At 51.7% G+C, this 24,516-nt stretch carries 26 protein-coding genes; 11 read left to right on the forward strand and 15 right to left on the reverse strand.

The features are described from left to right. The first annotated feature begins 133 nt into the window (after positions 1–133). The gene (locus tag ACO0LN_RS25430; protein WP_422978721.1) at positions 134–1,441 is read left to right on the forward strand and encodes a hypothetical protein; all 1,308 of its coding nucleotides are present in this window, start codon (positions 134–136) and stop codon (positions 1,439–1,441) included. 216 nt (positions 1,442–1,657) lie between these two features. Then, on the forward strand, positions 1,658–2,494 hold the full coding sequence (locus ACO0LN_RS25435) for an HDOD domain-containing protein (protein WP_422978723.1): 837 nt from the start codon (positions 1,658–1,660) through the stop codon (positions 2,492–2,494). Between the two features lie 15 nt (positions 2,495–2,509). Here ACO0LN_RS25435 and ACO0LN_RS25440 read toward each other — a convergent pair whose 3' ends face one another. Continuing rightward, positions 2,510–3,583: an acyltransferase family protein gene (locus ACO0LN_RS25440; RefSeq protein WP_422978725.1), complete on the reverse strand. Its 1,074-nt coding sequence runs from the start codon at positions 3,581–3,583 to the stop codon at positions 2,510–2,512. 408 nt (positions 3,584–3,991) lie between these two features. Here ACO0LN_RS25440 and ACO0LN_RS25445 point away from each other — a divergent pair, with 408 nt between their 5' ends. Then, positions 3,992–5,311, forward strand: coding sequence for an MFS transporter (locus ACO0LN_RS25445; protein WP_422978727.1), 1,320 nt, complete (start codon positions 3,992–3,994; stop codon positions 5,309–5,311). Between the two features lie 203 nt (positions 5,312–5,514). Continuing rightward, positions 5,515–5,910: a cupin domain-containing protein gene (locus ACO0LN_RS25450; protein WP_422978769.1), complete on the forward strand. Its 396-nt coding sequence runs from the start codon at positions 5,515–5,517 to the stop codon at positions 5,908–5,910. Between the two features lie 9 nt (positions 5,911–5,919). Here ACO0LN_RS25450 and ACO0LN_RS25455 read toward each other — a convergent pair whose 3' ends face one another. Next, positions 5,920–6,651, reverse strand: a complete 732-nt coding sequence (locus ACO0LN_RS25455; protein WP_422978729.1) for a substrate-binding periplasmic protein — start codon at positions 6,649–6,651, stop codon at positions 5,920–5,922. Positions 6,652–6,860: 209 nt separating this feature from the next. Between ACO0LN_RS25455 and ACO0LN_RS25460 the strand changes: the two genes are divergently transcribed. The 3 genes from ACO0LN_RS25460 to ACO0LN_RS25470 all read left to right on the forward strand — a co-directional run bounded on the left by ACO0LN_RS25460 (position 6,861) and on the right by ACO0LN_RS25470 (position 9,713). Beyond that, complete coding sequence (locus tag ACO0LN_RS25460; RefSeq protein ID WP_422978731.1) at positions 6,861–7,934, forward strand: sensor histidine kinase; 1,074 nt, start codon at positions 6,861–6,863, stop codon at positions 7,932–7,934. 5 nt (positions 7,935–7,939) lie between these two features. Beyond that, entirely contained in the window at positions 7,940–8,713 is a 774-nt protein-coding gene (locus ACO0LN_RS25465) for a LytR/AlgR family response regulator transcription factor (RefSeq protein WP_422978733.1), read from the forward strand. 133 nt (positions 8,714–8,846) lie between these two features. Beyond that, complete coding sequence (locus ACO0LN_RS25470; RefSeq protein ID WP_422978735.1) at positions 8,847–9,713, forward strand: DUF2306 domain-containing protein; 867 nt, start codon at positions 8,847–8,849, stop codon at positions 9,711–9,713. Between the two features lie 7 nt (positions 9,714–9,720). Here ACO0LN_RS25470 and ACO0LN_RS25475 read toward each other — a convergent pair whose 3' ends face one another. From ACO0LN_RS25475 to ACO0LN_RS25485, 3 genes are all read right to left on the reverse strand, one after another. Then, positions 9,721–10,194: a YybH family protein gene (locus tag ACO0LN_RS25475; RefSeq protein ID WP_422978737.1), complete on the reverse strand. Its 474-nt coding sequence runs from the start codon at positions 10,192–10,194 to the stop codon at positions 9,721–9,723. 62 nt (positions 10,195–10,256) lie between these two features. After that, on the reverse strand, positions 10,257–10,700 hold the full coding sequence (locus tag ACO0LN_RS25480; protein WP_422978739.1) for a GlcG/HbpS family heme-binding protein: 444 nt from the start codon (positions 10,698–10,700) through the stop codon (positions 10,257–10,259). 33 nt (positions 10,701–10,733) lie between these two features. Beyond that, positions 10,734–11,744 carry a zinc-binding alcohol dehydrogenase family protein gene (locus ACO0LN_RS25485; RefSeq protein WP_422978741.1) on the reverse strand — a complete coding sequence of 337 codons (1,011 nt, stop codon included), beginning with the start codon at positions 11,742–11,744 and terminating at the stop codon, positions 10,734–10,736. Positions 11,745–11,873: 129 nt separating this feature from the next. Between ACO0LN_RS25485 and ACO0LN_RS25490 the strand changes: the two genes are divergently transcribed. The 4 genes from ACO0LN_RS25490 (at position 11,874) to ACO0LN_RS25505 (ending at position 14,205) form a co-directional block, all read left to right on the forward strand. Next, positions 11,874–12,785, forward strand: a complete 912-nt coding sequence (locus ACO0LN_RS25490; RefSeq protein WP_422978743.1) for a LysR family transcriptional regulator — start codon at positions 11,874–11,876, stop codon at positions 12,783–12,785. Positions 12,786–12,909: 124 nt separating this feature from the next. After that, a complete protein-coding gene (locus tag ACO0LN_RS25495; protein ID WP_422978745.1) occupies positions 12,910–13,125 on the forward strand; it encodes a DUF4287 domain-containing protein in 216 nt (71 codons plus the stop codon). Next, positions 13,073–13,639 carry a hypothetical protein gene (locus ACO0LN_RS25500; RefSeq protein ID WP_422978747.1) on the forward strand — a complete coding sequence of 189 codons (567 nt, stop codon included), beginning with the start codon at positions 13,073–13,075 and terminating at the stop codon, positions 13,637–13,639. Before ACO0LN_RS25495 ends, ACO0LN_RS25500 begins: the two co-directional genes overlap by 53 nt. Positions 13,640–13,683: 44 nt before the next feature. Next, positions 13,684–14,205, forward strand: a complete 522-nt coding sequence (locus ACO0LN_RS25505; protein WP_305258614.1) for a hypothetical protein — start codon at positions 13,684–13,686, stop codon at positions 14,203–14,205. A gap of 59 nt (positions 14,206–14,264) precedes the next feature. Here ACO0LN_RS25505 and ACO0LN_RS25510 read toward each other — a convergent pair whose 3' ends face one another. The 10 genes from ACO0LN_RS25510 to ACO0LN_RS25555 all read right to left on the reverse strand — a co-directional run. Then, positions 14,265–15,359, reverse strand: coding sequence for an ABC transporter ATP-binding protein (locus tag ACO0LN_RS25510; RefSeq protein WP_422978749.1), 1,095 nt, complete (start codon positions 15,357–15,359; stop codon positions 14,265–14,267). 11 nt (positions 15,360–15,370) lie between these two features. Then, the gene (locus tag ACO0LN_RS25515; RefSeq protein ID WP_422978751.1) at positions 15,371–16,915 is read right to left on the reverse strand and encodes a glycoside hydrolase family 3 protein; all 1,545 of its coding nucleotides are present in this window, start codon (positions 16,913–16,915) and stop codon (positions 15,371–15,373) included. Continuing rightward, positions 16,912–17,733, reverse strand: a complete 822-nt coding sequence (locus ACO0LN_RS25520) for a carbohydrate ABC transporter permease (RefSeq protein WP_422978753.1) — start codon at positions 17,731–17,733, stop codon at positions 16,912–16,914. The genes ACO0LN_RS25515 and ACO0LN_RS25520 overlap by 4 nt, the downstream gene beginning before the upstream one ends. 2 nt (positions 17,734–17,735) lie before the next feature. After that, positions 17,736–18,629 carry a carbohydrate ABC transporter permease gene (locus tag ACO0LN_RS25525; RefSeq protein ID WP_422978755.1) on the reverse strand — a complete coding sequence of 298 codons (894 nt, stop codon included), beginning with the start codon at positions 18,627–18,629 and terminating at the stop codon, positions 17,736–17,738. Then, on the reverse strand, positions 18,626–19,897 hold the full coding sequence (locus ACO0LN_RS25530) for an ABC transporter substrate-binding protein (protein WP_422978757.1): 1,272 nt from the start codon (positions 19,895–19,897) through the stop codon (positions 18,626–18,628). The genes ACO0LN_RS25525 and ACO0LN_RS25530 overlap by 4 nt, the downstream gene beginning before the upstream one ends. Positions 19,898–20,036: 139 nt before the next feature. Next, positions 20,037–21,047: an SIS domain-containing protein gene (locus ACO0LN_RS25535; RefSeq protein ID WP_422978771.1), complete on the reverse strand. Its 1,011-nt coding sequence runs from the start codon at positions 21,045–21,047 to the stop codon at positions 20,037–20,039. Next, positions 21,040–22,167, reverse strand: coding sequence for an N-acetylglucosamine-6-phosphate deacetylase (nagA, locus tag ACO0LN_RS25540; protein ID WP_422978759.1), 1,128 nt, complete (start codon positions 22,165–22,167; stop codon positions 21,040–21,042). Before nagA ends, ACO0LN_RS25535 begins: the two co-directional genes overlap by 8 nt. Beyond that, complete coding sequence (locus ACO0LN_RS25545; RefSeq protein WP_422978761.1) at positions 22,164–22,898, reverse strand: GntR family transcriptional regulator; 735 nt, start codon at positions 22,896–22,898, stop codon at positions 22,164–22,166. The genes nagA and ACO0LN_RS25545 overlap by 4 nt, the downstream gene beginning before the upstream one ends. 25 nt (positions 22,899–22,923) lie before the next feature. After that, positions 22,924–23,865 (reverse strand): BadF/BadG/BcrA/BcrD ATPase family protein, encoded by a 942-nt coding sequence (locus ACO0LN_RS25550; protein ID WP_422978763.1) that lies wholly within the window; start codon positions 23,863–23,865, stop codon positions 22,924–22,926. 310 nt (positions 23,866–24,175) lie between these two features. Next, the coding region (locus tag ACO0LN_RS25555; RefSeq protein WP_422978765.1) for an ExbD/TolR family protein at positions 24,176–24,516 on the reverse strand (341 nt) is incomplete at its 5' end.

Here is a 24,516-nt window from a genome sequence, read left to right on the forward strand (position 1 = left end):
CGCACCAGATCAGTGCTTCAACAGAACTGGTGCGGTACAAATTGATGACAATTTGCGGACACTTTTCCAAAAGTCTGTCTGGCCCCAGAGACTATGATGATAGGACGATAAAATAGACGGATGGGGCAGCAAATTGAAAGCTCGACATATATTCCTGACAGGCAGTTTGTGCCTGATGACCAGCCTGCTGGCAGCCTGTGGTGGTGGCAGCTCAACTGCCAGCAACCCTGTGGTAACACCACAGGTCACCACTCTCAGTTTGCGTGGCACGGCGGCAATAGGCAAGGCCATTGCTGATTCGGCTGTCAATTACAAATGCCGCACAGGTACAGGGGCAACCAGAACGGCGGCAGATGGTACGTTTGAAATCAGTCTACCTGCAGGTAGTGCACTACCCTGCATATTGGAAACTTCCAATCCTGCAAATGGCAAAAAACTGCATGCGCTTGCGGTCAATACTGGTGTCATCAACCTGACGCCCTTGACCGAGATGCTCTCGACCCGCCTCATGCGTACCGATATGGCAGTGTTTTTTAGCAATCCTGATCTGGATGCGGTAACAAAAACCCTGACCAGCGCGAATGTCACTGCAGCGCAAACCGAAATTCGCAATGTACTCAGTGGCTTGCTTGATACCAGTAACTTGAGTGACTTTTACAGCACGCCACTGAAAGCAGCCACCAGCGCCAGCCCCGCCAGTGGTGATGCCCAGGACAAAATACTGGATACCCTGAACCTTGCCTTAGCGGCAAATTTATATGATCCGCTACTCACCACGCTGGCGAAAACAAATCCACCTGCCAGCCTCCCAGTATTTGGCCGCGCTGGTTGCCTGATACAGTTAGCCGATAAGCAATTCATGTCATGCAGTGGTCCCGGTCTTTGGGAGACTGCGCCCCGCATTGATATAACTCCAGGTGCCTTGATCATGAAGCCAGGCAGCAAACAGGTATTCACTGCTGCCATCAACTATCCACCTGATATCAACTATATAAGGCAACCTGTCACCTGGCAGATCGTGGAGACCGATGGTGGAGTTATCAGTATCAATGGCGAATACACCGCCCCCAGCAAGCCAGGCACTTATCATGTCAGGGCACAGCGTGAGGATTATCCTTCACTGAGCACGACTGCTCTGGTAGTCGTGGATAACAGCACACCTGACTTTGTGCCAACGCTGGGTGTAGATAGGCACATAGTCAACGTCATGCCGGGTGCCGCCATGAACTTACTGGCAAGTATTAATTATCCGCCAAATGTTAACTACATACGCCAGCCAGTGACCTGGAGTGTCATTGAAGCCGATGGCGGCAGCATTAACTTGTCAGGTAACTACGTAGCGCCAACAAAAATTGGCACTTATCACGTCAAAGTGCAGAGAGATGACTTTCCGTCTATATACGTAGTACTGGATATTTTGGTAAATTACCCCCCTGATTAGAACTTGCAAGATTTTCCTGAGCGCGTATGCTATCGACAGGCGCTGGATGATTGCAAAATAAAGTTAAATTAGAAGTTGCTTTTGAGAATTTATTGACTATCATACAGACAGTCGATCATTCCTCAAGGCAACTTTTAATATTCTGCACAAGCCGTAATATGCCGCAATACGGGCCATTGAGTGGAGGAATCGCCAGATGTTTATAGGGAGAAAGTCATGGACAGGTTGGAAATTTTTAAAAGCATAGCCGCAGAGGTTAATCGTGGGGACATCGTCTTCCCTACCAATGTGGAAGCTTCGCTAAGACTACAACGTACCCTGGACGATCCTGATTGTCATATAGACACAGCAGCCAAGCTCATCATGGCAGACCCCTTGCTGTCTGCGCGCACGGTCGCCATCGCTAATTCGGCAGCCTATCGCCGCTCGACGAATGAAATCACGCACGTCAGGCTGGCAGTTAACCGCCTCGGCTTTCGCACTCTAAAAGCAATGCTTGCCGCCGTCATCGTGCGTCAGCTCAACAGCAAGGTTACAGACCCTGTCCTGAAAGCCAAGGCTGACAGGCTGTGGGAACATTCTGCCCATGTCTCTTCACTGGCGCAGGTCATTGCCAAGCAGGTTACCAGGGTTGACCCTGAAACGGCCATGTTTGCCGGTATCGTCCATGAAATCGGTGGCTTTTACCTGATCTCCCGTGCTGAAGAATTTCCTGGCTTGCTGGATGGTGAACCAGAAATCTGGATCGAATATGGCGAACGCATGATAGGCCGTGGCATCATGCGCCAACTGGGCATACCTGACAGCGTCATGCAGGCTGTAGAAGCCATGTGGCATGGCGTGTGCGCCTTCCCGCCAGAGTCTCTGGGTGACACCCTGATTTTGGCCAATGACATCGCCCCAGTGCTGTCACCTCTGCATGATGTGGACAGGGAATACAATAAGAAATTTGCCCGTCGTCTGAATTTTGATACAGAAGACAGCAGCTTCCAGATCATCATGGAAGAGCAGGAAGAGCAAATCGATACGCTGGCTACTGCATTGATGATGTAATAAAGAAGCAAAACCTCAGATCACTATCCGCCAGCCCTTTTTGTTCATGACAAATGCCAGGGCGGCGAACACCAAAGTAAAGCATACTGCATAGGCGAAGGATGACAATTCTTCGCCTGTTTGCTTTTGCAGTGCAGCTACAAATACGCGCTGGTAAATAGTATTTGCCCAACCTGTCCAGGCCAGCATACAAGTGGCCAGCCATGCGCCTGCATAAACAGCTATTGCATTCACACCCAGACTTTTACCGATCGCTGGCCAGCCCCGCTTGTCTATGAGCATATGCATGCCCAGCAAGAGCAAGATCGCCAAGGCACTGGTCCAGCACACAAAAGATGGCGTCCACAGTTGTTTATTGAAAGGCAGATATGCTGACCAGATCAGCGCCAGCAATATCAAGCCTGCCGCACCAGCCAGCATCTGCATCAACTGGCCATCGCGCATGGCCCTGCCCGCCCAGACGCCGGTCAAGACACTCATCATTGCCATCACTGTAGAAAGCAAACCTTCGGGCTCTTGCGCGAGACCGGTTTGTACATCAAAGCTATACGCCAGTTTGCCGAGCATGGCAGTATCTATTTTATCGACCAGGTTCAGATGTGGTTCATACGAACCGCCCCAACCCAGCAAAACCCAATATGCCAGCATGGCCGCGAGGAAAAGCAAAGCCAGGCTGGAAAATCGCCGCACAGAGGTAATCAGGCAAGCTACTACTGCATAACAGATACCGATGCGCTGCAAGACCCCGAGCAAGCGGAACTGACGCCCATCGATCAATGCCCAGGCAATGAGGTGCAGGGCAATACCCAGCATGAACAGTCGCAAACCGCGCCAGAGTACTTTCTTGCGTATATCAACAATATGGCCAGCTTTACTGATTTGCGCATCCACAGACATCGCTAAAGACGCGCCCATGATGAACAAGAAGAACGGGAAGATAAGATCCGCAGGTGTGCAACCATGCCAGGCCGCGTGCTCCAGCCAGGCATACACATGCGACCAGTCACCAGCATTGTTTACCAATAACATGGCAGCAACCGTCAGGCCGCGCATCGCATCCAATGCTGCAAAACGTTTTACTGTAAGCATATCCAGCTTCCGGGTGTGCTGAGACCAGTGCACAAATACCAATTCAGCTAGGCAAGCTTACCCGGCATCAAGAAAAATCTCAGAATGGCCAGGTGATGGCTTAATACCAGTGCTAAAATCTGACAAAGTGGTATTTAACCTGGTCTCCTATAAAAAAATAGTAAAAGCTTTTGCCATTTCATAGCAAGAATACAGAAATACCGCCTCAAACATGTGCATTTTTTGAGGTCAATTTCATCCTTACCACATCTTACTGGCACTTAAGTGGCATTGCAAATATAAAACCAGTTGACCAGCAATTTTGCGGCTTGTATGTTTGCATTGCTGACAGATAAATACAAAAAATAATATAAACGAACCGGGTTTAAGAACACCCTCAACTAGAGACACGTAACCAGAGACAAGTACATGAGCATAGAAAACACCAAGACTCCCCCGCCAATGCGCTGGGTACCCAGCCTGTATCTGGCATCTGGCCTGCCGTTTTATGCTGTCGCTCTGATCGCCGGGCTGATGTATAAAAGTATGGGAGTACCGAACGATCAGATCGCCCACTGGACAGGGCTGGTCGGGCTGGCATGGGTGTTCAAGTCTTTATGGAGTCCCTTCCTGGAGGCCGCTGGCAGCAAGAAAATGCTGGTAGTACTGTTCCAGTTGACGGGTGGTGTGTCGCTGGGTTTGCTGGCACTGTCGCTGCAACTGCCTGCCTATTTTGCGATCAGCATTGCCCTGCTTGGCGTGGTCGCCATTGCCTCTGCCACGCATGACATTGCCGCCGACGGTTTGTATATGGCCAGTCTGAGCAACACCCAGCAAGCGAGTTATGCTGGCTGGCAAGGCGCATTTTTTAATGCAGCAAAATTCATTACCCTGGGGCCTTTGGTGTATCTGGCCGGTTATCTGGAAAAAAGCCTGCCGCCAGCACAAGCGTGGACGATCATTTTTGCCATCATGGGCGTGCTCTTGTTCGGTCTGGGTTTGTATAACAGCTGGTCGCTGCCAGGCACTAAAAATACAGAAAGCAAGGCGTCTGTACATAGCATCTTCGTCACCTTGCAAGACGTGATCATTGAATTCTTTAAAAAGCCCGGTATCTGGCTGGCGATTGTATTCATTATCCTGTTCCGCGCTGCGGAAGGCCAGATACAAACCATAGGCCCCTTGTTCTTGCGCGAAGCCAAAAACCTTGGCGGCCTGGGCCTGACTACTGACCAGGTCGGCACTGCTTATGGCATAGCTGGCACCATCGCATTCCTGGGCGGCAGCATACTGGGTGGTTACTTTGCCTCCTGGCTGGGCTTGAAGCGTGCGCTGCCATGGTTGATACTGGCGATGAATACCCCAAACCTGGCTTTCTTCTTCCTCAGCAGCAGCCTGCCAGAGAGCATGACCGTCATCACTGCAGCGCTGGCATTCGAAATGTTTGGCTATGGCTTTGGTTTCGTCGGCCTGATCCTGTTCATCATGCAGGTGGTTGCGCCTGGCAAATACCAGACTGCCCACTATGCGCTGGGCACAGGCGTAATGCAGCTGGGCTTTGTGTTTTTCAAGACCATCAGCGGTGATATACAGGTCGCTCTGGGTTACCAGAACTTCTTCCTGTGGGTCTTGCTCAGCGCCATTCCTGTACTGGTCATGACACGCTTTGTCTCTTTAGATGGCAGTGCTGACGACAAAGAAGGCAGCAAGGCTGCGCCTGAAGACATGGCAAAAACTGCCGAGGTCTGATCATCTTTCTATCAATGATGCGGACAGCGGTTCGCATCATTCCACAACACCTGCAAGCCCTCCCCTCTCTGGAAACAACACCAGCCAAAGACAAATTCATTTCCCCTTTACTATCTTGCCAAAAAGGATTGTAATTATAATCATGCACAACTGCGCATGACTATCCAACCGGGAGATCTATCTTGCATTCGACAAAAACCAACATCCTGCGCCAATTAAGTGCCGTCAGTTTATTGCTGATCAGCACCAGCCTGCTGGCACAAAGCACAGGCATTACCCGCACCATAGTCACCAAGGCAGATTCGTCGATACCCGGCAAGGAAGACGTGATTGCCCGCGTAGAAATTGCGGCAGGTGTGACGGTAGGCTGGCATACCCATCCTGGCGATGAAATCAGTTATATCTCGGAAGGAGAGGCAGAATTGCTGGTCGCCAACCATCCACCACGCAAGGTCAAGGCTGGCGAGGGTTTCGTCATCCCTGCCGGTGTCGTCCACAGTGCAAAAAACCATGGCACAGTCCCGATCAAGCTGATTGGTGTTTATGTGGTGGACAAAGACAAGCCGCTGGCTTCACCGGCCCCGGCACCAGCGCCCTGATCTCCCTGCTTAATCAGTGTAACGTCTGAAGATGGCATCGAGCTCGCCGCTCTTTTTCAAGGTGGCGATGGCCGCATTCAGGCGCGGCAGCGCATCGGCTTTGGATGGATGTAGCCTCAGCATCATTTCGCTTTCATCTATCATGCGGCCTTCATCACAGGCATAGCGCTGCGCATCGACCTTGGTCCAGTATTGCCGTACATAGTTGCTGATGATGATCTGGTCAAAGCGCTTCGCCCTTAAGGTGAGCAAGAGATTGGGGGAATTAAAGATATTTTCCCTTTGTATCTTGCCACTGGCAAAAGCTGCATCAAATTCAGGATACGAATAGCCTGCGATCACTCCCACTTTTTGCCCATAAAAATCGCTGACTGCCTGCTCTTTTGGTGTCTCACCAGGGCGAAAACAGAGAACAGCCCTCGGCAAGCCAAAGGCAATGCTATACACACCAGGCACGGGCGAACTTGTGCGCCATTTTGGATTTGCCCCGACTTCCATATCAAGCTGCCCGTCTTCAAATGACTTGAGCAAGCGGCGCATGGGCAGATAGCGCTGCTCCAGCTTGTCGCCACTGAGTTTAACGATTGCTGCCATCAAATCCGGGAATATACCTCTGGGGCCACTCTTGTCCAGCAAGACAAAGGGCGCATCGCCACCTTCATAATAAGCAATGCGAAAAGTGTCTGCCTTTGCGGGTAGAAATACCAGCATTGTTGCAGCGAACACCCAGTTTTTCATCATTGCCGACCCTTTTCCATTTCAATCCCCGGCAGTGTAAGCGAGAAAAATGACAGATACGTTCTGATAGCCGTGCTGATTTGCAAACTATGGTTAAGCAAGAGGTGGTAAATCAGGTCTGGCTCCGTCACTCAGTCCCTGAAAACCGTCACTGGTCGCATATCCCCACTGGCTGACTTGTTCAAAATATCAGTTACAGCTATCTTAGCTCCATGAAAACCGCACATACATCCTCCCCACGCTGGCCTGCACTGCCAAGACTGCGACAAATTGCCGTAGTGTTTATCATCAGCCTGCTGATCGCCTGGGTGACCACGCCAGTCTTCCAGTCACCTTTCTCGCTCGTACTCAAGCGTACCACCTTCATCGCCATGGTCATGCTGCTGGCGTTTACGGTCTCTGGTACCTGGCGCTTGCAGTGGTTGCCGCGCTGGATACCACGCTGGCTGGTGCGGGTGACCGCTGTGTGCCTGCTGGCACCGTTTGCCAGCCTGACAGCCTATGTGGCGATAGCGGGCAGTTTCATGAACTTCATCAGGGCGAATAATCTCTTGTCAGGTTTTGCTACCAGTACGATACTTGCGCTATTTTTTGGGTCCCTGGTCGCCGTCGCAGCTATCAAGCGTGAAGACAAGCAACGTGAACGTGCAGACCGGCTGCAACTGGAACTGGAAAAGAACGCGCTGGAACGTGAAGTGCTGGATGCCCGTCTGCGGCTATTGCAAGCGCAGATAGAACCACACTTCCTGTTCAATACGCTGGCGAATGTGCAAGCCCTGGTGGAAGCTGGTTCGGAAAATGCGGCACCGGTCCTGCGTCACCTGATTGCCTATCTGCGCGCCGCGATGCCACGCCTGAATGATGCAGATGCGACGCTCGAAAACGAAATGCAATTAGTCAGTGCCTACCTCGAAATCATGCACATGCGCATGCCTGACCGCCTGCAATTTGCACTGCGGCTGGCACCTGAATTAAAAGGCTTGCGCTTCCCTGCCATGGCCCTGCTAACCCTGGTAGAAAATGCCGTGCGCCACGGCATAGACCCCAGCACTGAAGGTGGTACGATCGAAGTCGGTGGCAAGCAGGACACAAACAACATAGTGACACTTTGGGTAGCCGATACCGGCACAGGCATGGCAGAAACTGCCGCACCAGGTACTGGCCTGGCAAATGTGAAAGCGCGGCTGCAAGCCTGCTTTGGCAAAGATGCGCGTGTCGATTTGCATGAGCAGACAGCGCATGGTTTGCGGGTTGAATTAATTTTCCATCCGGGGGCCAAGGCATGAGCGCAATGAGCAAACAGATCACCGCGCTGATCGCCGACGATGAGCCGTTGCTGAGGGAACATCTGCGCAGCAACCTGGCACGCCTGTGGCCAGAACTGCATATCGTCGATGAAGCCCGCAATGGTCGCGAAGCGGTGGAGATGTTTGATATCCACCAGCCCGACATCGTCTTTCTGGATGTGCACATGCCGGGCTTGAACGGCATAGAAGCCGCCAGATCGATTGCCCGCAGGGCACATATCGTTTTCTTTACCGCCTATGAACAATATGCAGTACAGGCGTTTGAGCAAGGTGCTGTTGATTACCTCGTCAAACCTATCATAGAAGCACGCCTGGCTGATACCGTCACGCGCCTGCAACAACGGCTGACACAAACGAATGATATTGGTGCCAGCTATGATGCCCTGCTTGACCGCATGGCCAGCGACATGCGCCAGCGCAGCCCAAAAGCAAACTACCTGCAATGGATAAAAGCATCGGTAGGTAATAGCGTGCGCCTGATACCGGTAGAGCAAATCGCTTTCCTGCGCTCTGACGATAAATATACCCTGGTCGCCTGGGAGGGTGGCGATGCGCTGATACGCAAGAGCATACGTGAACTCAGCGACGAGCTGGACCCGGACCTTTTTGCACAAACCCACCGTTCCGTCATCGTCAATCTGCACTATGTCAGTGAAGTCACACGTGGCATGAATGAAACTGCCGAACTGCATATACGCGGCCGCCCCGATGTATTGCCAGTCAGCCGCAGCTATCTGCATCTTTTCAGGCAGATGTAGCACCGCACTGATTTTTTTCAGTAACAAACCATAAAAGCAAACCCGCCTTTGCAGGCACGCGTTGCAGGCACATTCACGCCTGTTCGGCAGCATCAGACACGGCTAATTCACATTAGCAAAAAGGAGTTTTCAAATGACGCAAGAGACTGTTTTCGAAACGAACAATATATTCCCTACGCAAACTGCACCACCATTGAAAAAATATGGAATAGAAAAATTCTCCCGTGCCAGCCTGAAATATGCCGCAGGACTGTGGTTCTCAGTCGCCATCATAGGCCAGCTATTATTTGTCTATTACATCCTTGGTTTTTACGTTCTGTCAGCGATGAAAGGCGATCTCGCTGCATGGAGCAAAGTACTGCCCCACGGTTATATCAAGGGCGACAGCGCAGGCAATTTCGCCATCATCACACACATCTTTCTGGCGGCCAGTATTACCCTGGCAGGCATACTCCAGATGATCCCACAAATCCGCGCACGCATACCTAGATTCCATCGCTGGAACGGGCGCATTTATTTATCCAGTCTCGTCATTGCTGCCACGACTGGTTTGTACATGGTCTGGTTTCGCAATGGCGTTGGTGACTTTACCCAGCATCTGGGTGTCAGCCTGAACGCAATACTAATCCTGGTCTGCTCAGCCATGGCCTTGCGTTATGCTCTCGCACGCCAGTTCGCCCTGCACCGCCGCTGGGCACTGCGTCTGTTCCTGCTGGCGAATGGTGTCTGGTTCTTCCGCATAGGTTTGATGTTCTGGATAGCCATGAATCACGGCCACGCAGGTTTTAACCCCAAGACTTTTGAGGGACCATTCCTGAGCTTCATCTCCTTTGCCAATTCCCTGATACCGCTGATCGTCTGTGAATTATATTTGCGTGCGAAAGACAGCAAGAACAAGGCCGCTCACTTCAGCATGGCAGGGGCATTGGTGGTTTTAAGTGCCGCCAGTGGCATGGGTATTTTTGTGGCGTTTATGGGCATGTGGTTGCCGCGTCTATAACCATCGATTATTTAGAGCTGATCATGGGTGACAAGTGGATATGTTTCAATAACCAGGCATTATCCTTTTTAAACCAGACCATCGTGATCAGCGATTTACCTTCCACGACTGCCGCACCCGGCTTGGTAATCGCACCCACGCGGGTGCCTGTGACTATAGCTGCATCAGCCGTGGCCTTGACCTGCACATCGACAAGACGCAAATCAATTTGCGCACCGGATTTGAATAGTCCGGCAAATGCATTCGCATCGAGTTGCAGGAGTTTTTCTGATTCAGGAACGAATTCTGTGAAACCTTCAGTGTCAAGATAACTGGCAACTGCTGTTAAATTGCGTTGGCTGACACTGTTGAAAAAATCGGCTGATGCGGCTTTTACTGCATCTGCACCGTTGGGATTTTCTGCCCTGGCAACAGACATGTTAAGTGTGAGTAAAACCGTAGTCAAAATGTTGACGAATGAGCGGCTAATGATAGTTGTCATGTTGTTTGATCTCTAAAAAAAGAGTGCATGACACGCATGCACTCTCAACAAATGGCTTGAGTTTATGCTTTCACTTCAAAGCCCAGTGCAGCCAATGCAATTTCTGCTGCCTGCTGGTCTTGCAGTGCATTACCGCCGGATATGCCTATGCCGCCGATCACCTTGCCATTTTCAACAATGGGGCAACCACCACCAACTGCCACCAGGCGCGGCCTGTGGGCCAGTTGTGCCACCACGTCATTGCTGATGATGGCTGTCCAGGTATGGGTAGGCAAGCCAAACGAAGCTGCCGTCCAGGCTTTGTCGATTGCCACATCCACCGTCAAAAATGCGGCGCTGTCTGCTCGTTCAAATGCTTTCAAATGACCGGCATTGTCGGTAACGGCTATCGTGACATCGATACCGATATCGCGGGCAGCAGCACTGGCTGCAATGATCAGGGCCTGCGCGGCATCGCGGGTGATGCTGGCAGCGACGAATGATTTATTGATGTTCGTAGTTTGCATAAAAACTTTCTGGTAAATTCTGGTGAAATTAAATTAAAAGCCTTGCAGCACAACTTTGCCTTGCGCCTTGCCGCTTTCTATCAGTGCATGCGCCTTGCGCAAGTTTGCGGCATTGATTTTGCCAAAGTTAGCATTCACAGTCGTGCGTACCTTGCCTGCATCCACCAGTGCCGCCACTTCTGCCAGCAGCTTGCCTTGTTCATCCATATCGACCGTCTTGAACATTGAGCGTGTGAACATCATTTCCCAATGCAGGGAGATGGATTTGCCTTTCAACTGCATCAAGTCCAGCGCAACCATGTCGTCAATCACAGCCAGTTTGCCCTGTGGCTTCAGGCTGGCGATGATTTCTGCATAGTGCTGCGCTGTCTGCGTCAGGCCAGCGACGATATCGACTTCATTGATGCCTATGGCTTTTAATTCAGCGCTCAGTGGTTTGGAGTGATCAATCACTGCATGCGCACCCAGATCGAGGCACCACTGACGTGTCTCGGCACGTGAGGCGGTAGCAATCACACGCAATTGCGTAAGTTGGCGGGCCAATTGTATGAGGATGGACCCAACTCCACCGGCACCACCTATCACCAGCAAGGTCTGGCCCGCGCCACCATTCTTGGCAACGCCCAGGCGTTCAAACAGCAATTCGTAGGCAGTAATCGTAGTCAGCGGCAAAGCGGCAGCTTGTGCATCATCCAGGGTAGTGGGAGCCTTGGCAACGATGCGTTCATCCACTGCATGCAATTCACTGTTTGCACCGGGGCGGTCTATCGCACCAGCATAGTAAACACGGTCGCCCGCTTTGAAGTTACTGACTGCAGTGCCCACTTCTTCAACTATGCCCACCGCATCCCAGCCCAGCACATTCAACTGGCCTTCTGCAGGTGCGCGACCCAGCCTGACCTTGGTGTCCACTGGGTTGACTGAGATGGCATTTACGCGCACCAGCAGGTCACGCGCTTCCAATGCCGGTTTTGGCAATTCCACATCTTCCAGTGATGCAGTGTTATCGATAGGTAAAGAATGGCGGTAAGCAATGGCTTTCATGTTAAGTCCCTGAGTATGTTGAGTATGTTAAGTATCGGTATGGTGTCCAGAAACATTTCCAGATCAGTGCAGGCATTGTAGAATCTGAAGCATGAATTGATAAGACCGATAAATAACTATCACTTTCAAATGAAAATTGAAAATCTCAGCGACCTGCATGTACTCGTGCAAACCGCACGCTGCGGCTCACTCTCAGGCGCAGCCAGCGTGCTGGGCATGACACCAGCAGCTGCCAGCGCCACCCTCAAGCGCCTGGAAACCCAGCTGGGCACACGCCTGTTCGAGCGATCAACCCGCGCCCTGCGCATCACTGCGCAAGGACAAATCCTGCTCGACTATGCGCAAAGGGCATTTGATTTGCTCGATGAAGGAGAATCCCAGGTATCAGAAGCCCGCACCGCCCTGGTCGGCACAATACGCGTCGCCGCCCCGTCTGACCTCACCCGCACCACCCTGCTGGCCTGGCTGGATGAATTCCTGGCCCTGCACCCCGGCGTGCAACTGGCACTGAATGTGGGTGACAGACCACTGGACGTAGTACGCGATGAAGTCGATGTAGCAATAAGATACGGCACCCTGACAGACTCACGCCTGGTTGCCAGGGTGCTGGCACAAAGCCGCCCCATACTCTGCGCAGCACCCAGCTACCTGGCACGCCACCCCGCCCCGCAAACACCGCAAGACCTTACCCAACACAATTGCCTGCTGTTCGAACGCAGCAGCCGCCTGCACAAGACCTGGCGCTTTGGACAAAACGGCAAATGGAAAGAAGTCAGAGTAAAAGGCGACCGCAGCGCCGACGACGCCTCACTGGCCCGCATGTGGGCAATAGCTGGTGCTGGCATCATTTTCAAATCATTGATTGATGTCAGGCAAGAACTGGAAGATGGCAGCTTGGTGGCCTTGCTGACGGACTGGGAGACTGAGGCTTATCCGCTGCACGCATTGTTGCCTAGTGGGCGTTTTATACCTAACCGGGTGCGGACCTTGGTAGAGTTTTTGAGCGCGAAATTTGCAATCAGAACTCAGTATGAAAAATAGTATCTGAAGCGACGCAAGGGAGATATTTTCATGATATTTTTAGCATATCAAAAAATAAATTAAAAATCTCGTACAATCATATCCAAGCGATTTCAATTGATCTCATGAAGAAAGGAAGCGCAGCATGTCAAACGAAGAAAAAATCAAAGGCCCAGCCTCTTATTTCCCATCGATAGAAAAGAAGTACGGCAAGCCCATCCAGCACTGGCTGGACCTGGTTCAGAAGAGTAAAGGTTTAAAGCACATGGAAATCGTGAACAAGCTCAAGGCTGAACATGAGATGGGGCATGGTCATGCCAATGCGATCGTTGCATATGCTCTGGCTGCTGACAAAAAATAATTTACCTCGCTCTATTGAACATGAGTATGACCATCATGTTCGTAGTGCTGACTTCCCACCGTCAAACTTAATGACTATACCTACGCTTACCTGGCCAGATATTTTTATCGATGCATCAGCACTAGATATTCAAACGCTATTCGCGAATTGGCCCAAGACTTTAACTGGTAAAGTCCGGCCCTTGGGTTGTTCAGCTTTTGGTGATCTGTATTTCGAAAGAGAAAGCGGCCTTATCGAACGCCTGGACGTGCTGGAAGGAGGAATCAATACCATTGCTGCTAACATGAATGATTTTCGTGCGATGATGAATTCTCCAGAATGGCAGGAAGTAAATCTCCTCACAGAAGGTATCTGTCTTTTGAAAGAAAAAGGGATAGATCGCGGCGCAAATCAATTTTATGGATTTGCACCTCATCCAGCTTTTGTCGGTAGCATAGATTGGGCAAGCGCTATAGCTTTAGATGCAAATGTTTGGCACTCTATTTGTGCGCAAGTATTGGAAAATGATGTGTGAGAAATTTTCGATAAGCTGGCTGATTGATTGCACTTGGAGGTTACATGGGTGTTGACATGGCGAGCTTTGTGTTGCTTTACATATTGCCTTTAATTGTTTCCGTTATTCTATTCATCGACTTAATTGTGCGAGGTCTAATCGCCAGAGCTCTTATATCTGTGATCCTTGCTGTGCTTTTAATTTTAAGCATTGACGCAACTCTTCCAAATAACATTGGAACTGTCATTGATTTAATGTTCGGACCATGGATGCTTTGTATTGCCATGTTTATTGCATCCGTAAAGCCACAGCAGCACGAATTAGTTTCGGGCGAGGAACGTTACATGAAGCCTAAAGCAAGAATTCTGGACCCGTGCGCATTTAATGATGAACACGGCAGATTGCTAACAATCGAGGCTTCTTTAGATCTTATCAACTCTTTTGACAGAAAGTCATGCGACGAATTTTTAAGTTCATTGGGATACCCCGAGACAAAAAAAGAAGAATCATTGATGGAATCAAGGCAACGATGCGTTAGCACTTTTAAAAAAGAACGAATCGTGCCAGCTAACAAGATTGATACTTGAAATAGAAAATCCTATTTATTAAGATTTTCAGATAATCCTTAAAACCATACAAGTCAATCTCAAACAGCATTTCCTTTCTCATCAAACACATGACACCTGTGCCCCGGCAGTTGTATACAAAGATCAGCTCCCGCATACAGGTCTGAAGTATCTGCTGGCAGTTTGATAGCAAACAGATTTTCTTCACCCGCCAGTATTGCATACACGATGGCGGCATCCCCCAGATGTTCAACAAAGCTGATGCAGACTTCGAGCTGGTTGCTGTGCTCCGTGCTTTGTGATGCCAGCAGGATATGCTCTGCCCTGATGCCAAGACTGACTTCGTCGCCTGTCTGTAAATTACTGGCATCAAGCTGGACGTTGATATGTGTGCCTGCAGCCAGTTGCAGTTCTATCTCATTGCCCAGATTGCGCAATACCTTTGCCTTGAGGATGTTCATCTTCGGTGAGCCGAGGAAGCCTGCGACGAATAGATTCGCGGGTTTGTCGTAGAGTTCCAGCGGTGCTCCTATTTGTTCTATCTTGCCGCCGTTGAATACTGCGATGCGCTGGCCCAGGGTCATTGCTTCTACCTGGTCGTGCGTGACGTAGATCATGGTGGCGGCAAGCTCTCTGTGTAGCTTACTGAGCTCTATGCGCATTTGTACGCGCAGGCTGGCGTCGAGATTCGATAGTGGCTCATCAAATAAAAATAAGCCGGGCTTGCGCACGATTGCGCGGCCTATGGCGACGCGCTGGCGCTGGCCGCCGGACAGGTCACGCGGCTTGCGTTGCAGCAAATGAGTCATTTGCAAAATGCTGGCGGCGTGTTGCACGGCTGTGTCTATCTCTGCCTTGCTCATGCTGGTGAGGCTCAGGCTGAATGCCATGTTTTCATACACGGTCATGTGCGGGTACAGGGCATATGACTGGAACACCATGGCCAGACCGCGTTTGGCGGGCGGGATATCGTTCGCCAACTGATTGTCTATATGCAGTTCACCGGCGCTAATATCTTCAAGACCGGCGATCATGCGCAAGAGCGTGGATTTGCCGCAGCCTGAGGGGCCGACAAAGACCATGAATTCACCATTGCGCACATGCAGGTCTATGCCTTGCAAAACCTGGTTATTGCCATAGGATTTGCTGATCTGCTGCAGTCTGACTTCGGCCATCCCTGATTCCCTTATGCGGCAGCGCTTGAAAAACCTGCAACCGGTATCTGGCCACTGGCGACCACTTCTGCGGCAAACCAGGCGCGAGCTGCATCAATCGCAGGTGGTGCAAAGCCGTAGGTGATGAGTGCAGGGGCCTGAATGTCGAGCATTTGAAACGGGTTCCACAAGACCAGGTGCAGGTCTGGCTTCCAGGTGTCGCGTACCTGTTCGCTGTAGCGTATGCGCACGGTGGATGCCAGTACGACAAAGCGGCCATCATCTGGCAAGGCGCTCCAGTCAAAGCTGTCGGCATTGTCAAAGGTGACGGTATCGACATCATACAAACTCGCCAGCATGGCGCTGACTTTTGCTGCGGGTATGCCCGCTTCTGAAACGCCATCGCTGACGACGTCTGCGCTGATGACGAGACGCAGCTTGCTGCCCTTTGCAGGTGGCTGGGCATTGCCTTGAGTAGTCAGGCCGCGCTTCCAGGCGCTGGACATAAGGATGCGATCTGCCATGTCGGTCTGGTAGGCGGTGTCTATGCAGGGGTAAGCCTTGGTCAGGTCTGCCATGCGCTGCAGTTTTTGCTGTACATCTGCGAGAGAAATCTGGCCAGACAAAATCAATTCGGTCAGTGCATTCAGGGTTTCCAGTTGTGTTTCTGTCGTGCCCAGTGCCATGACCATGTCGGCACCGGCCAGTAAGGCGCGCACTGCGGCATTGCCTACGCCATAGCGCCCTGCTATGGCATGCATGTCCATGCCGTCTGTAATGACTACGCCCTGGTAATTCCATTGATCGCGCAGCAGGCCAGTCAATATAGGTTTGGACATGGTAGCCGGGTTTTCTGCATCCAGTGCAGGGTAGACGATATGCGCTGTCATCATGGCTGGTGCATTGCGGCTGACGGCGATCTGGAAAGGTGCGAGTTCCAGCGCCTGCAATTCTGCCAGGCTCTTGTTCACGGTGGGCAGGTCGCGGTGGGAATCAACATTGGTATCGCCATGACCGGGAAAATGCTTGACGCAGCAAGCCACGCCTTCAGCCAGGCTGCCATCCATCCAGGCCAGGGCCAGTTCACTGGCGCGCTTGGGATCAGAGCCAAACGAGCGTTCAGAGATGACGGGATTATCGACATTGTTATTCAGATCCAGCACGGGCGCAAAGTTCCAGTTAAAGCCCAGGGCCTTGACGCCACGGGCAACAGCAGCGCCCACCTGGCGGCATAGCTCGGGGTCATCGCTGGCCCCCAGCGACATTGCCGCCGGGGGCTGCGGTACCCAGGTGGAGCGCACGACTGCGCCCCCTTCCTGATCGATACCGATCAGCGCCCCCTCCCCCAAGATAAGGCGCAGATCAGTCGTCAGTTTTTTCAGCTGGATTTCGTCAACCATGTTTTGCCTGAACAGGCAAATGCCACGGATATAATTGTCTTTTAAAAATTGTGCCGATGTCTCATCAAGACTGGTGATGGGCATGCGTATCATCACCAGCTGCCCAGCCAGGCGGCGTGCTTCTTCGCGTGTCAGGGTTTGTTGCGTATTTTTTTCTTGCTTATTGTCCTGCGTCATTTCACTGCTCCATCCATGCCGCGCATAAAAAAGCGCTGGGTAAATAAAAAAGCGACCAATATAGGTGCAACTGTCAAAATGGTTCCTGCCGCGATGACGCGGGTGCTACTGCCGTAAGTGCCGCGCAAATACAGCACACCGGCAGACAAGGGAAAATCTTCTGGCTTGCTGATGACGATCGATGGCCAGATGTATTCATTCCATGCCTCCACCGCAGTCAGGATGCCCACCGTTGCCAGCCACGGTGTAATCAACGGCAGGACAATGCGGTAAAAAATAATCCATTCACTGGCACCATCGACTCGGGCGGCATCAAGCAAGTCTTGCGGCACTTCATCAAAAGCCTGCTTCAACAGCAGTATGGATACCGCCGTGACGATATTTGGCAAGACCACGGCGGTGTAAGTATTCACCAAGGATATCTTGGTCATGGTGATGAAGTTGACCAGGAAATTGACTTCAGACGGCAGTATCATGGTGGCCAAAATCACACCCATGATGAGCTTGCTGCCGCTGAACTGCATGCGCGATAAGGGGTAAGCGGCGAGTGAGCACACAATCAGCTTGCCCAGCACTGTCGCCAAAGTGATCAGTAATGAATTCTTGTAGAAAGCGATGATGGGGATAACGCGGAAAGCCTCAACAAAATTATCGAGAGAAATACCACGCGGCCAAAATGTGGGCGGGAATTCAAACAGATTACCCTCAGTGGACATGGCTACCACCAGCGTCCACCAGAATGGAAAAATGCAGATGATGGCAATCAGGCTTAGCAAGCTATATTGAGAAGCCGTGCGCAGGATTTTTTTGATGTGCATACTCATTCCCTGTGCCCTGGTTTAAGCCAGCGCAGGCAGACGAAAGCGATCGCCATGCAGCACAGGGAAACAACAAAACTCGCAGCCAGACCACGCGGCAACTTCAAGTGTTTCAAGCCCTGGTCGTAAGCGTAATACAGCGCCGTGAAGGTGGAATTCATGGGGCCACCCTGGGTCAGCACATCAACTTCCTGATAAGCTTTCAGAGCAGCCAAGACTGACATGATGCTGCAGACCAGTATTGTCGGCTTCAGCATGGGCACGGTAATGCGCCAGAAGCGTTGCCAGCGATTGGCACCGTCGAGTATTGCGGCCTCCTGCATCTCGGCTGGCAGTGACTGCAAGGCAGCCAGGTACATCACCATATACCAGCCCAGGCCGCGCCAGAAAGAAACGAACATGACGGCAAACAGAGCGAGGGCATCATCCGATAACCAGCCCAGTGGCGCAGCGATCAGATGCAATTGCAGCAGCACATAATTCAGCGTGCCCTGCTCATGAAACATGAAGCCCCACATGATGCCGACCACTGATACTGTCGTCACCACAGGCACATAGTAGGCAGCACGAAACCAGCGTATGCCGGGTAATTGATTATTCACCAGCACTGCCAGCGATATCGCGCCCAATTGCGTGAAGGGTACAACCAGCAAAAACAGTAGCGAGTTTTTAAGCCCCGTCAAAAACATGTCATTTGCAAACAGGGCGCGATAATTGGCGAAACCTACCCAGTGCACTTCGCGTATCAGGCTGAAATCTGTAAAGCTCAGGTAAGAGCCATACATGACAGGCCAGAAGGAGAACATCAGCAGCAATAGCAAAGCTGGAGCCAGAAAGGCATAGGCAAGCAGATTGCGCCGCTTGTTGGCTGCGGATAAAGAGCCAGGCATACTCATGGCAGCTTCACTCCTTGCAACTTGCGGTTCCAGATAGCTACCGCCTCATCCAAAGCTACTTGTATATCACGGCGACCAGTGACGCCAGCTTCGACCGCCTTGACCAGGAAGCGGCGCAATTCATCATAATCATCAATGCCACTGACGTACAGGCTGCGGGCAGAATTCATGGAGTTTGCGGCCACTGCCAACGCCTGCTCTGATGCGCCAGCATTGGGTAGAATTTTCTTGAAGTAGGAATTTGCCAGTGCCTGTTTGGTCGTCGGCATAACACCGGCCATGCTGGCAAAAGCCAGTTGATTGGCATCGCTGGTCAGGTAACGGGCGAAGGCGGCAACTTCAGGGATATCTTTTTTCTTTACGCCTTTGGGTATGGCGAAATGGAACATCCAGCCACCGTCGTTAATCCCAGTCGGACCTGGCGGCACAGGAAAGATACCGGTTTGCGCATAAATTTCTGGTGCATCAGTTTGTATGCGTTTGATGGCAGTTGGTGCGCTAACCATGACGCCGAGGCGACCACCGAGATAGGCATCTACGACAGCAGGGAAATTGTCTTCCGCAAATAATTTATCTTTTAAAAAACCGCCCGCCTTGTAAGTGGCAGCCAATTTTTTGACCAGGGTCACATGGGCTGGCGAATTGAAGACTGCCTTGCCATCACGCATCAAATCCAGCCCCTGCTGCATGAAAAAACCATCGATCTTGCCGAGTGCTGGTGCATAGCCGGGCTTGCCGGTTTTGAGGGAGATCATGACGGCCTCGGTCAGCAATTCATCCATGCTGCGTGGTGCCTGGAAGATGCCTGCCGCTGCCAGTATCTTGCGGTTATAGGCGATGACATTAACATTGCTGTAATGCGGGAAGCCATAGACCTTGCCATTGAAACGCAAATCAGCCAATGCAGCATCGGTGTAGTCATTGGTTGCACCTGGCGCTGCCAGCAAGGCATCGACAGGTTCAAGCAAACCATCACGCGCCATTTCTTCTGCCCAGGGCACGCTCAGATTTACCAGTGCCGGTGGCGTACCTGCCGCAATCGCTGTAATCAGTTTTAATTGCAGAATATCCCAGGGAAAATCTACCCATTCGAGCTTGATGCCGGGGTGTTGTGCTTCGTAATTTTTGACGAGTTCCTGGAAATAGGGAATGAATTTTGGCTTGAGGCTCATGGTCCAGAATTCGATTTTCTGGACGGCAAAGGCATTACCATGCAAGCCGAAACTCAATAGCAGTACGCTGAAAAGCAAGCGTAATTTCGTTACCAAAATCACTCTTTTAGACATACTCCCCAATATTTTTAAGCAATCTCGCATTTTAGTCATACCAATCTTGCTATTAATATAAATACTGGGGGTAGTATCTATTTTTTAAGTTTTTAAAAAATAGCCTGCTTCTTTAGCTGCGTCAATTTGTCTTGGTGACTTTGCTCAAGTGCCTTGGCTTGTCCGGGTCCAGTCCACGGGCAATCGACAGGTTTGCTGCCATCATGTAGAAGGCTTGTATTGCAACCACAGGATCAAGATCAGGCGTCGCCGCAACTGGTAAAGTCAGGTTGCGTTCCTTGACATTTTCTGGCGCTGCCAGCAAGACATTCGCGCCACGGCCACGCATTTCTTCTGCAAGGGCAATCAGGCCAGCTTGTGCCGGACCACGGGTTGCGAATATCAATAATGGATAACCATCATGTATCAGGGCCATAGGGCCATGTTTGATTTCTGCACCACTGAAGGCTTCTGCCTGGATGACGGATGTCTCTTTGAACTTAAGCGCAGATTCCAGCGCAACCGGGAAGCTGATGCCACGGCCCACCACCATGATGCGTGATGCGGGCTGTAAAACTTCTATCGCAGGTGACCAGTCAAGCTTGGTGGCAGCGTGCAGGGATTCTGGCAACTGCTCTATCGCCGCCAAGAATTCTGCATCGTTTTGCCAGTGACCTGCCAGGCGCGCACCGGCAACCAGTGAAGTGATAAAGCTCTTGGTCGCAGCCACGCTCAGTTCGGGGCCCGCGTGCAATGGCATGGTCCATTCTGCGCTTTGTGCCAGCGGAGATGCTGAGTCGTTGACGAGGGCCACTGTCGTCGCACCACCTTCACGGAAATAACGGATAGGTTCAACCACGTCAGGGCTTTGGCCAGATTGTGAAATCGCAATCGCCAGCGCATCTTTTGCTGCCAGCGGTGCCTTGTTCAAGGTTACCAGAGACATAGGCAGCGAGGCGACGATGCGCCCTACCCTGGCCATGATCAGATAGGCTGCGTAATTGGCGGCGTGGTCTGAGCTGCCACGGGCAACGGTAACAACGGATGTGGGTGGTTTGGCGCGCAAGTGTGCGCCAAGTTCGGCATAGCGCTCACGTTCGTGTTTGAGTTGTTCGGCTACAAAATCAGCGGAAGAGCTGGCTTCCTTAAGCATCTGCGAGGTCAATCTTTTCTCCTTCTACATAAACAGCGATGAGGTTGAGCTGACGATCCAGCACAACCAGGTCTGCGTAACTGCCAGCCTGCAGGCGGCCACGCTCATTCAGTCCCAGATAATCGGCTGCGTAGGTAGAAACACGCTTCGATGCATCTTCCAGGTCCAGGCCTATGCTGACCAGATTGCGCAGGGCCTGATCCATGGTCAGGGTGCTGCCTGCCAGCGTACCATCTTCAAGACGCACACCGCCCAGGCATTTGTGCACGACCTGGCGGCCCAGCATATATTGCCCATCCGGCATGCCGGAAGCAGCAGTAGAATCAGTAACGCAATACAGATGCGGAATCGCACGCATGGCGGCTTTGATGGCGCCAGGGTGGACATGCAACAAGTCGGGAATAATTTCAGAAAACTGCGCATGCGCCAGCGCTGCACCAACCATGCCAGGTGCGCGGTGATCAAGGCGTGACATGGCGTTGTACAAGTGGGTAAAACCGGTAGCACCATTTTCCAGTGCTGCCTTACCTTCTTCGTAAGTACCGAGGGTATGGCCTATCTGTACCTGCATGCCTATGGCGGTCAGCTCGCGCACAAGTTGCAGATGTCCATCCATTTCTGGTGCCACGGTGATCAGGCGTATCGGTGCTATTGCATCGAGGTGACGTACCTGTTCGAGTGAGCCGGTGTGGGCAAAATCTGGTTGCGCACCGAGCTTGCCTGGATTGATATACGGCCCTTCGAGATGCACACCGAGTATGCGGGCAGAACCACTGCTGCGTTTATCCACCAGCGGCCTGATCGCCGTCAAGGCCAGTTCCAGATCAGACAGCGGTGCTGTCATGGTGGTGGCCAGCATGCTGGTGGTGCCGTGTTTGGCATGTTTGCGGGCGATGATTTCGACGGCGTCGCCAGCTTCCATGGTGTCCTTGCCACCGGCTCCGTGTACATGCAAATCGACAAAGCCGGGCAAGATGTAATGCAGGGATTCTGCATCAGCAGCATTCTCTACATCAGCATCGGCAGTAATGGCCTGCACTCTTTCATCGAACACCAGAGAGCCGCGCACCCAGCCTTGGGGCGTCAGTATTTGTCCCTGCACTTGTTGTGGCAAGCTCATCTGAACAACTCCGCCACAAAGTCATAGTAATCACTACGGCAATAAGAATGCGACAGTTCTATCGCGGCACCGTTAGGGAGATAGGCAACACGGGTGATGAACAACATGGCAGCGCCCTGCTTGATGTCTGCCAGGCGCGCCTGTTCGGCAGTTGCATTCACGGCACGTATATGCTGCAGGGCTCGTGTCGGCGACAGGTTATGTGATTCCAGATAACCGTACAGGCTGTCGCTCACCAGTTTTGGATTGGGCATGTAGATTGCCGGAATGGTCGTGCTCTCTATCGCCATCACGACATTGTCAGCGGTACGCAGACGCTTCAAACGCGATACCACGGTATTGGGTGACAAACCCAGTGACAAAATCTCTTCTGGTGAAGCGATACCAGTTTCACGTGACAACCAGCGTGAACCCGGAACAAAACCACGGTTGCGCAATTCTTCACTGAAATTGGTCAGGCGTGACAGCGGTTGTTCAAGCTTGGGCGTGATATACGTGCCAGAACCATGTTTGCGCGTCAGCATGCCACGCTCGCACAACATGTCTATGGCCTTGCGTGCGGTGACGCGTGAAATTTCCAGGGTGTCAGACAGCATGCGCTCGGAGGGCAAGGCTTCGTCAGGCTGCCACAATCCGCTATGTATGCCGTTCGCAAGCTTGTTCGCCAGTTGCAGATACAAGGGGGTAGAACTTTCTGCGTCAGGTTTAAAGTCTATCAATTGTGCCAGCATGTCTTTCTCTCTTTTTATGTATTTATCAGGCGTGCAAATGCTGTTGTATCAGGATAAGAGCCCCAACTGCTGAGTCAGCCTTGGGCATTTGTATTCTCTCTTTTAAATCTGTTGGCAAATAGCTGGCTACCGGCGCTGCCAGACCGCCACACAGGGCAATCGGCAATGCAGATTCCGGGTCCAGGGCCTGTGCCATGATGGCAACTTCTTTACCTGCTCCGAGCATGATCGCGCGGGCGACCTCTACCTCGGGCGCAAAGCGTATCACCAGGGGTGCCAGTTCGGCATAACGGGTTTGATTGGCTTGTGCGAGCCAGGCGAAGACAGCATCTTTGTCGCCGCCACAATGTGTCAGCACAGCGCTGGCAAATGGATTTGATGCAGCACGACCATCCAGCACCCGTTGCAAATGATTGACGGCACGCATGCCCAGCCAGGCACCACTGGCCTCATCACTGACCGGAAAGCCCCAGCCACCGACTTCGCGACGCTGACCGTCAGGTAACAAAACCTCACCAACGCTGCCAGTTCCCAAAGCGATGATAGCGCCGGGCTTGCCTTCAAGGGCGCCCAGCAAAGTAGTATAGGCATCGGTTTCTGCGCAGACCGCGCCAAAGCCAGGATTAAGCGCAACAAACTCCCTGGCCCAATGAATATTATGAACACCAGCCAGGCCGCAGCCGACTGCGATGTCGGCCAGTGCTGGCATATCCAGATTCGCCGCTGCAAACGCTTGCTGGATCGCCAGCAGGATGGATTGCCAGGCTTTATCCCGGCCATGTGCGAGGCCAGAAGGACCCGCACTGCCACGGCCAAGTTCTTTGCCACTGGCATCGGCCAACACCACTCGTGTGCCAGTACCACCACCATCGGCACCAATAAAATAAGAACAAGCAGGTTTTGCTGAGGACTGCTCCGCAGTACCTGGTGAATCAGCCGTAGAAAGATGTTCTGCCTGTTTATTCATTGATAATTAAGTGGCGATAAAGAATGATGGTAAAAACGACGATAAGAACGATAATAAAAACGGTGCAATAAGTTATCCGGCCAAATCAGAATCTGTACTTCTGCTACTATTTTAAGCCTCACTGTAAGTTTTTTTACTAGTGGATGTCAATAGGTATTTAAGTGGTATCGTTAAATTTAATTTTGCCTACTTTATTCCCGCAACACTATTGCTATCCAGCACAATGAAACAGGCTTGTTAATGACCACTTTCAACGCAAATGTCATAACAACTTGTATTAGCGCTTGCAGTGACTTGTCAATGTACATTCCTACTTCAGGAACTGCTCATTCCCGACCATGCCGATCTTGGTCACACCAAGACGCTGTGCCGCTGCCATGACCGCAGCCACAGACTTGTAAGGCACAACAGCAACCGGACGCAGATGAATCTCTGGCTGGTTTGCTGCAGGCATTGCTGCCGATTCAGCCAGTTTCGCTTCCAGCTGTGCATGATCGACTGCCGTACCATTCCAGGACACCGTTCCATCAAAATCGACGTCGATATTGACGACGACTGGTTCTACTGTTGGTGGCGGTGGCGTGCCTGTCGGCATATTCAGGTTCACCGCGTGATTCTGAATAGGAATGGTAATAATCAACATGATGATCA

The sequence above is a fragment of the Undibacterium sp. TC9W genome (genome assembly GCF_049339865.1).
Taxonomy (GTDB): domain Bacteria; phylum Pseudomonadota; class Gammaproteobacteria; order Burkholderiales; family Burkholderiaceae_D; genus Undibacterium.

Bases quoted from the DNA above. Each gene is read 5' to 3' on its own strand.
- ACO0LN_RS25455 (WP_422978729.1), bottom strand. From the start codon at position 6,651: ATGATGAAAAACTGGGTGTTCGCTGCAACAATGCTGGTATTTCTACCC.
- ACO0LN_RS25475 (WP_422978737.1), bottom strand. From the start codon at position 10,194: ATGACAACTATCATTAGCCGCTCATTCGTCAACATTTTGACTACGGTT.
- ACO0LN_RS25525 (WP_422978755.1), bottom strand. From the start codon at position 18,629: ATGAGTATGCCTGGCTCTTTATCCGCAGCCAACAAGCGGCGCAATCTG.
- ACO0LN_RS25480 (WP_422978739.1), bottom strand. From the start codon at position 10,700: ATGCAAACTACGAACATCAATAAATCATTCGTCGCTGCCAGCATCACC.
- ACO0LN_RS25435 (WP_422978723.1), top strand. From the start codon at position 1,658: ATGGACAGGTTGGAAATTTTTAAAAGCATAGCCGCAGAGGTTAATCGT.
- ACO0LN_RS25465 (WP_422978733.1), top strand. From the start codon at position 7,940: ATGAGCAAACAGATCACCGCGCTGATCGCCGACGATGAGCCGTTGCTG.
- ACO0LN_RS25440 (WP_422978725.1), bottom strand. From the start codon at position 3,583: ATGCTTACAGTAAAACGTTTTGCAGCATTGGATGCGATGCGCGGCCTG.
- ACO0LN_RS25520 (WP_422978753.1), bottom strand. From the start codon at position 17,733: ATGCACATCAAAAAAATCCTGCGCACGGCTTCTCAATATAGCTTGCTA.
- ACO0LN_RS25460 (WP_422978731.1), top strand. From the start codon at position 6,861: ATGAAAACCGCACATACATCCTCCCCACGCTGGCCTGCACTGCCAAGA.
- ACO0LN_RS25550 (WP_422978763.1), bottom strand. From the start codon at position 23,865: ATGAATAAACAGGCAGAACATCTTTCTACGGCTGATTCACCAGGTACT.
- ACO0LN_RS25505 (WP_305258614.1), top strand. From the start codon at position 13,684: ATGGGTGTTGACATGGCGAGCTTTGTGTTGCTTTACATATTGCCTTTA.
- ACO0LN_RS25535 (WP_422978771.1), bottom strand. From the start codon at position 21,047: ATGCTTAAGGAAGCCAGCTCTTCCGCTGATTTTGTAGCCGAACAACTC.
- ACO0LN_RS25470 (WP_422978735.1), top strand. From the start codon at position 8,847: ATGACGCAAGAGACTGTTTTCGAAACGAACAATATATTCCCTACGCAA.
- ACO0LN_RS25490 (WP_422978743.1), top strand. From the start codon at position 11,874: ATGAAAATTGAAAATCTCAGCGACCTGCATGTACTCGTGCAAACCGCA.
- ACO0LN_RS25495 (WP_422978745.1), top strand. From the start codon at position 12,910: ATGTCAAACGAAGAAAAAATCAAAGGCCCAGCCTCTTATTTCCCATCG.
- ACO0LN_RS25445 (WP_422978727.1), top strand. From the start codon at position 3,992: ATGAGCATAGAAAACACCAAGACTCCCCCGCCAATGCGCTGGGTACCC.
- ACO0LN_RS25485 (WP_422978741.1), bottom strand. From the start codon at position 11,744: ATGAAAGCCATTGCTTACCGCCATTCTTTACCTATCGATAACACTGCA.
- ACO0LN_RS25500 (WP_422978747.1), top strand. From the start codon at position 13,073: ATGGTCATGCCAATGCGATCGTTGCATATGCTCTGGCTGCTGACAAAA.
- ACO0LN_RS25515 (WP_422978751.1), bottom strand. From the start codon at position 16,915: ATGACGCAGGACAATAAGCAAGAAAAAAATACGCAACAAACCCTGACA.
- ACO0LN_RS25510 (WP_422978749.1), bottom strand. From the start codon at position 15,359: ATGGCCGAAGTCAGACTGCAGCAGATCAGCAAATCCTATGGCAATAAC.
- nagA (WP_422978759.1), bottom strand. From the start codon at position 22,167: ATGAGCTTGCCACAACAAGTGCAGGGACAAATACTGACGCCCCAAGGC.
- ACO0LN_RS25545 (WP_422978761.1), bottom strand. From the start codon at position 22,898: ATGCTGGCACAATTGATAGACTTTAAACCTGACGCAGAAAGTTCTACC.